Genomic DNA, 7,123 nt, shown 5'->3' with positions numbered 1-7,123 from the left:
CCATCGACCAATATGTCCGCTGGTACAATGAAAAACGAATCCACTCGGCGCTCGGTTACCGGACGCCGAACGAGGTCGAAGCGGCTTACCTCACCCTAAAAGCCGCCTAAATCTGTCTTGCTTTCGGGGGGACACTACGGCATGACAGGTTGGTGGGCGTTGGCATGACGGGTTGGTGGGCGTTGGCATGACGGGTCGGTGGGCGGCGGCGTGACGGGTTGGTGGGCGGCGGCGTGGATTTAGGCTTCCGCACGGAAAGACGGCGTAGGATTTTTATCGCGGCTACTAAGCCGCTCTTACACAAGTCAAGTCGCCGACACGATCGGTGTGGTTTCCGGCTGGCGCACAGAAAGACGGTGAAGCGTGGATGATGACGTGAGGTCGCGCGAGTGCGCCGCTACTTCACATTGTATTCCTTGAGCTTGCGGTGCAGGGTCTGCAGGCCGATTTCGAGCACCCGCGCCGCCTGGCTTTTGTTGCCGCCCACGGCATCGTAAACCGACAGGATATGGCGGCGTTCCACGGCTTCGAGCGGCGACAGGTCCACCGGAGCGTCGCCGGTTTTCGGGGCGGCCGCCGGCCTGGCGCGGCGCACCGGCAAGCGCAGCAGTTCGGGAGTGATGACGCCCTTTTCGGCCAGGTTGGCCGCCGCTTCCAGGACGCCCTTCAACTCGCGCACGTTGCCCGGCCAGTCGTGCTCCAGCAGGACGGCCTCGGCCTCGGCCGCCAGCGTTTTGCCGTTCGGCGACAGGTTCCGCAGAAAATGGGCCGCCAGAATGGGAATATCCTCCAGCCGGTCGCGCAAAGCCGGCAGATGCAGATGGGCGAATTGCAGCCGGTAATACAAATCCTTGCGGAATTTGCGCTGCTGCACCAACTGTTCGAGGTCCTGGTTGGTCGCCGCGATGAAGCGCACATCGGCGATCTCGGGCCGGGTCTTGCCGACGGGGATGTATTCGCCCTCCTGCAGGATGCGCAGCAGCTTGCCTTGGATTTCGAGCGACAGGTCGCCGATTTCGTCGAGAAACAAGGTGCCCCCGCGCGCCCGCGCCAGATACCCTTCCTTGTCGCGGTCCGCGCCGGTAAACGCCCCCTTGGCATGGCCGAAAAATTCGGATTCGAAGAGGTTCGGCGAGAGCGACAGCATGTTCACCGCGACGAACGGACCGCGGGCGCGGCGGCTGGCGTGGTGCACGGCCTTGGCCAGCAGTTCCTTGCCGACACCGGTTTCGCCGGTGATCAACACCGGGATATTGGACGAGGCGTGCAATTCGGTTTCGCGCAGCAGGCGCAGCATATCGCCGTCAGCGGTGACGATTTCGCGGAAGTGATCCGGGTTGCTCAGCCGCCGGTTGACCGCCTTTTCGGACTTCAGGATCAGGGATTCCATCAGCCGTTTGCGTTCGAGCGCGCGGTCGAGCGAATGGACCAGTTGTTCGGGATTGATCGGCTTGAGCAGGTAATCGTAGGCGCCGCGCCGCACGGCCTTGATGACCATCGGAATGCTTTCGTTGGCGGTCACCATGATGCATTCGGTCTGCGGACTGCGCTCCTTGATGACGCCCAGCAGTTCCAACCCGTCGAGCTCGGGCATGGTGATATCGAGAAACGCGATGTCGAAGTTTTTGTTCTCCAGCATCGCGGCAACTTCCCGCGGATGGGTCGTCGCGGTCAGGTCGTCGAAACCTTCGATCCGCAACATGCGCACCACGCTGTCCAAAAACGCCTGTTCGTCGTCCACGATCAAAATCGAACTGAGCATTTATTCCTCCCGCTTGACCGGCAGCCGGAGCGTAAAACAGCTCCCCTTGCCGACTTCGCTCGTCACGCTGATCTTGCCGCCGTGCTCCTCGACGATCCGCTGCGAGATCGCCAGGCCCAGGCCCGTGCCGGAGTCGCGCCCCTTGGTGGTGAAAAACGGATCGAAAATCTGATGCTGGATGTACTCCGGCATGCCGCAGCCGTTGTCCTGGACCGTAATCTCCACCCAATTCGGCCGGTCCGGCGCCGGGCGGGCCGTCAGCTTAACCCACGAATCCTCTTTGTCGGCGGCCTGCCCCGCGTTGATCGTCAAGTTGATGAGCACCTGTTCGATCTTGCCGGCGTTGACCCAGACATCCGGTGTTTCGGGCGCCACCTCGATTTCGAAGCGCTTGACCATCTTGCGCACCTGCTTGCCGACGAGGGTCATCACCTGGTTGATGATCGTTTGCAGGTTTTCCTGTTTGCGGTCCTCGACTTCGTGGCTGCGAATGTAGTTTTTCAGTTCGGAGACGATGCCGGTGATGCGTTGCGAGCCGTGCTCCATGTTTTCGATCAGCTTGTAGACGTCCTCGAGAAACGTCTCGTACGGCATGTTGAGGATCTTCAGATCGGGGTCCTCGTCGCGGTGATGATCGAGCAGCGGGCGCATGGCCTCGACGTACCGCCGCAAAATCGGCAGGTTGAAATAGATGAAGTTGTTGGGGTTGTTGATCTCGTGGGCCACGCCGGCGATGATCTGCCCGAGGGCCGCCATCTTGTCGGCACGCAGCATCTGCAATTCGGCCTGTTTCCGCTCGGTGATATCCAGGAAACTGGCGACGCGCACCGTGGTGCCCGGCACGAGGTTGATGGTGACGATGCCGTCGTGGAAGCGGCCCGCCTTGTCGACCAGCCGCGCCTCGTAGGAACGCGGCACGGCCTGCGGGTTGACCGCCCGCATGGCGTGATAGGTCCGCATCTTTTCCAGCGATTTCTCGTCGAACAACTGCATCCAGCTCATTTTGCCGACCGCTTCCTCGATCGAGTACCCGGTCAGTTTGGGGAATTCCTCGTTGGCCAGTCGAATGATCGCATCCTGGTCGAAGGACATCGTCAGGGTGCCGGTCGTCTGGAACATCGTGCGATACTTGTTTTCGGACTCGCGCAACGCCTCCTCGGCGAGGCGGCGGTCGGTGACGTCGAAGGCGGTGGAAATCCAGGCGTCGCCCTCGTCCAGTTCGATCCGGGCGCTGGTAGTTTCCAGCCAGATTTCGCGGCCGTCCTTGGCGCGGATGGGGTATTCGAGTTTGACCGGCAAGTTGCCGGACGAAGCGGACAAGCCGGCGGCGGCGAGGATCTGTTTCGCCCGCGGGGTCAGCAGGTCTTCGAGCTTCATCCGGGTCAGTTCCGTTTCGTCGTAGCCGAATTTTTCCGCGGCGGCCTGGTTGGCGTACAGCGTGTTGCCGGCTTGGTCGTTGATCAGGATGATCGCGCGGGTGGAATCGGCGAGCGTGCGGAACTTGCGCTCGCTCTTCATCAGGGCGTCGACGGCGTTTTTCTCGTCGGTGATGTCAATGATGACGCCCTCGCTCATGTCCTTGTCGGGGTAGTAGGTCGAGCTGAACCGCACCCAGATGTAGGAGCGGTCGCGGCGGTAGAGGCGGGCTTCGAACCGCTTGAGGCCGCCGGTGACGCGGATTTCCTCGGCCATGCGCGTGCCGTCTTGCGGATCGTAAAAGCAATTGGCCATGTCGTATTGCGCGACGAACTCGTCCGCGTTTTGGTAACCGAACATGCGGGCCATGGCCAGGTTCGCGTCTTCCAGCCGGCTCTTGGCGATCCGGAACAAACCGACCTGCGCGTTTTCAAAGATCGTCCGGAACTTGTCCTCGGACCGGCGCAGTTCCTCCTCCGCACGCTTGCGTTCGGTGATTTCGAAGCTGGTGGTCAGCCAGGCCGGTTGATTGTCGAAATCGATGATGATACCCGCCGTCTCGAACCAACGCTCGCGGCCGTCCTTCGTGTTGAATATCAGTTCGAGGTTCAACGGCGTGTTGTCGCGCTGGTAGGCCGCGATCGCCCGATCGAGAATTTCGTGTTGCGCCGCCGCGATGATGTCGCGTGAGGTTTGGCCCAGCAGTTCGTCGGCCGTGTAACCGGTGTAATCCTGGGCGGCCTGGTTGGCGTAGAGAATCCGATGTTGCGCGCCGATGATGAAAATCATCGCCCGCGTGCCTTCCATCAACCGGCGGAAGCGCGTCTCGCTCCGCCGCAAGGCTTCCAAGGCGAGTTTTTCCTCGGTGACCGCATAGCCGACGCCTTCCAGATAGCCCTTGTCGGCGAACCAGCGCCCGGAATGGCGCACCCAAAGCTGCCGGCCGTCCCGATCGCGGAAGGCGGTTTCGAATCCCTGCACTTCCCCGCGCAGTTCGACCTCGCGGATCATCGCGGCGAAAACCTCCGGCGATTCCCAGTGCTTGAAGATGTACTCCTGCGCGACGAAATCCGCGACCGAATCGAAGCCGTAGGTTTTGGCCATGGCCTGGTTGGCGGCCAGCAAGCGCCCCGCCTGATCGATCCGGAACAAACCCATCGGGGCGTTTTCGAAAATGGTTCGGTACCGTTCCTCGCTGATTGCGAGTTGCGACTCGCGGATGATGAGTCGCCGCAAAAACAAGGCCAGGCCCAAGCCGAGCAACAGGCCGAACGGCAGCGGCAAGTGATTCATAAAGGAGGATGAAGCAGTGCCCAGACGTTCGTTGGGCGCGAGGGTGATATTCCAAAGACGATTGCCGACCTTGAACTCATAGGTGGAGCGGAACCGGCTGTGCCAGATTTCGTCTTCCTTCCCGGCCAGGAAAGCCAGATCCTCGCCGTCGCGGATGACAAATGAAAATTGCTGCTGGATGCCGTGCGCCAGACAACCTTCGATCAGCGGGTCCAGACGAAATACCGCGTTGAGGTAGCCCTGCCGTTCGCCTTGTACTTCCAAAGGGAAATACGCCGCAAAACCGTGGCCGCCCTGCAAAAGCATGACCGGCGGCGTCACCTGAATTTTTCCGGTGCGCATGGCATTGAGAAAGGTCTGCGCGGCTTGCGGATGCTTCTTCAAATCCTTGTCTTTCGCCGCCAGGTTGGCGTCCTCGGGAACGATCCAACGAATGAAACCCTCGCGGTCGATCCAGTTGATCGCCTGCAATCCGCTGAATTGGGAAATCAAATCCGTCGCCTGCAACCGAAAATCTTCCGGCGAATTGATCAGTCCTTGCCGCCAACTGAGTTGCATCCGGCCGACGAGATTCAAACGTGTGTTGATGTATTCGTCCAACCGCAAGGCCACTTGTTCGGCGGTGACATCGGTCCGCGTCTGCAAGAGGCGGTCCTGGTATCGTTGGCTGAGCACCGAGAGGGAGATGAAGATCGAGGTGGTCAGGATCCAGACAACCAGCGGGATCCAAAGCGCTTTGCGGCGCTGCAGCATTAGTCCGCCTTTCCCGGGGTTCTATACCATTTTGGTATAGAATAGAGCGATGCCGCGTTCCTGACAATCGGAATTTCGATTTGGATCAAATATTAATTTTCGGATCCGACCCGTGGCGATGAAGGCCGGAGAAGCGGTGAAAGTTTATTTACCCAGAATCACGAACTGCATCGGCGCCAGAGGGAGTTGCACGAACAAGGCCGAATTGTCCGCGTCGGGATGGCGCAACACCTCGACCTCGCCTTCGCCACCGTAAAGAAACCGCAAGCGATCACCCGGTTGATACAAGCCGTGATCCACAATCACGTAATCGTGTTTCGCTTCGGTCGTCGAGGTGTTGTAGGCGACGAGAATTTCCGTCTGGGCGAGAACCCGCGCGAACGCCAGCGTGCACGGCTGGCCCTGCGGCAAGCCGAAATCACGGCCGTTGCCGGAAATCTCGCGGAAATACATCCGGCCGAACCGCAAGGCATGAATTTCGCGGAAAAGTTTGGCGATCGCCGCGATGCCCTGGTAAATTTTCGAGTCGCGGTTCAGACAATTCCAGTTCTCGTCGTCCAGGTCGAACATGGCCTCCCGCACGTATTCGTCGGAGGGCCCTTCCCCGGCGAAACCCTGCTCGGTGCCGTAATAAATACACGGCGTGCCCAGGGCGCAGATGAGATACCCGACCGCCGCGATGACCTGCTCGTCGTAAGCGCCGACCGCGTTGCGCCGTTTGTAGAACTGCCCGATCTGATCGTGATTGTCGATGAACGTGACCAGGTAACGGCCTTCCTCGCCGCGGCGAATCGCCCGCTCGCGCAGGGCGTCGTAACGTCCGAACAGGGCCGACGGCGCGGCGAATCCCTTGATGATGCCCGGCAGGGTCCAATACAGTGGAAAATCCAACACCGAGGACAGGCCGTAGTAGATGGTTTTTTCACCGATGTAGCCGGAGGTGGCGGGTCCGGTGTAACGGTTGATGGCGTCGTCGCCGGCCACCAATTCGCCGAACAAAAAGAAATTGCGCTTGCCCAGGCTGCTGGCATACTCGCGCATGGACTGGCAAAAGCGGGCGATCGCGGTTTCGCCCATGTGCTTCACGGCATCCATGCGGTAACCGTCAATGTCGGCTTCGCGGATCCAATATTGGTGCGCCTTGATGATGATGTCTTGCAGTTCCAGACCGGCCGGATCTTCCTCGTTGTTGAACCCTTTCAGGTCGAAAAAGTCGCCCCACTGTGTTTCGGGAAGGTTGTCCCAACCCCAGGCGCGAATCTGTCCGCGGCGGTGAAAGTACGCCGGATTGCGCAGTTCGATCGGCACCGGATATTCGGGGTGCCGCCAGCCGCCGATTTCGTATTGGCGATGATCGTCGGCATAGAAGTAGGGCACGTCGCCGGGGTAAAACCAGACGTTACCGCAGTGGTTCGCGACCGCGTCGAGAAAAACCCGCATGTTGCGCCGGTGCGCTTCCGCGACCAGTTCGATCAGGTCCTCCTTGGTGCCGAAGCGCGGATCGATGTTCAGGTAGTTGCGGATCGCATAGCCGTGATAACTGCCGGAATGGGGATTCGGCGAGTCGTCGTTTTCGAATACCGGCGACAACCAGATCGCCGTGCAGCCCAGATCTTCAATGTAATCCAGGTGCCGCGTGATGCCTTGCAGTTTGCCGCCGCAGAAGCGGCGCAATTGTTCGGAAGTCCCCCGCCCGGCCAGCCGTTGCGGCGTTGAAATGGGAACCCGGTCGCGCTCGTCGTGAAAGCGATCGACCATTAAAAAATAGATGAAGTCCTCGTGCCACTCGCGGTCGATGGACCAATACGTTTTACCGGCAAGTGGGGAAAGATCGATCTCGTGAATGGAGCGTGGACTGGTCATGGTCGGCTACCTCATTCCGAAATACACCCGTCGCTG

4 protein-coding genes are annotated in these 7,123 nt (G+C 60.1%); 1 reads left to right on the top strand and 3 read right to left on the bottom strand.

What is annotated here, in order from left to right:
* Positions 1–110, top strand: a 110-nt coding sequence (locus GX444_07195) for a transposase (protein NLH48373.1), incomplete at its 5' end; no start/stop codon positions are given.
* A 287-nt stretch (positions 111–397) separates the two neighbouring features.
* On the opposite strand, the gene GX444_07190 is transcribed toward GX444_07195, so the two are convergent.
* The 3 genes from GX444_07190 to GX444_07180 all read right to left on the bottom strand — a co-directional run bounded on the left by GX444_07190 (position 398) and on the right by GX444_07180 (position 7,087).
* The gene (locus tag GX444_07190) at positions 398–1,762 is read right to left on the bottom strand and encodes a sigma-54-dependent Fis family transcriptional regulator (protein ID NLH48372.1); all 1,365 of its coding nucleotides are present in this window, start codon (positions 1,760–1,762) and stop codon (positions 398–400) included.
* Positions 1,763–5,224, bottom strand: a complete 3,462-nt coding sequence (locus GX444_07185; protein NLH48371.1) for a PAS domain S-box protein — start codon at positions 5,222–5,224, stop codon at positions 1,763–1,765.
* A gap of 144 nt (positions 5,225–5,368) precedes the next feature.
* Complete coding sequence (locus GX444_07180) at positions 5,369–7,087, bottom strand: alpha-amylase (GenBank protein ID NLH48370.1); 1,719 nt, start codon at positions 7,085–7,087, stop codon at positions 5,369–5,371.
* Between the last annotated feature and the right edge of the window lie 36 nt (positions 7,088–7,123).

The sequence above is a fragment of the Myxococcales bacterium genome, assembly GCA_012517325.1.
Classification (GTDB): Bacteria; Lernaellota; Lernaellaia; order Lernaellales; family Lernaellaceae; genus JAAYVF01.
The sequence above is the reverse complement of the archived record's forward strand: the minus strand, read 5'-3'. Positions and strand labels throughout refer to the sequence as shown.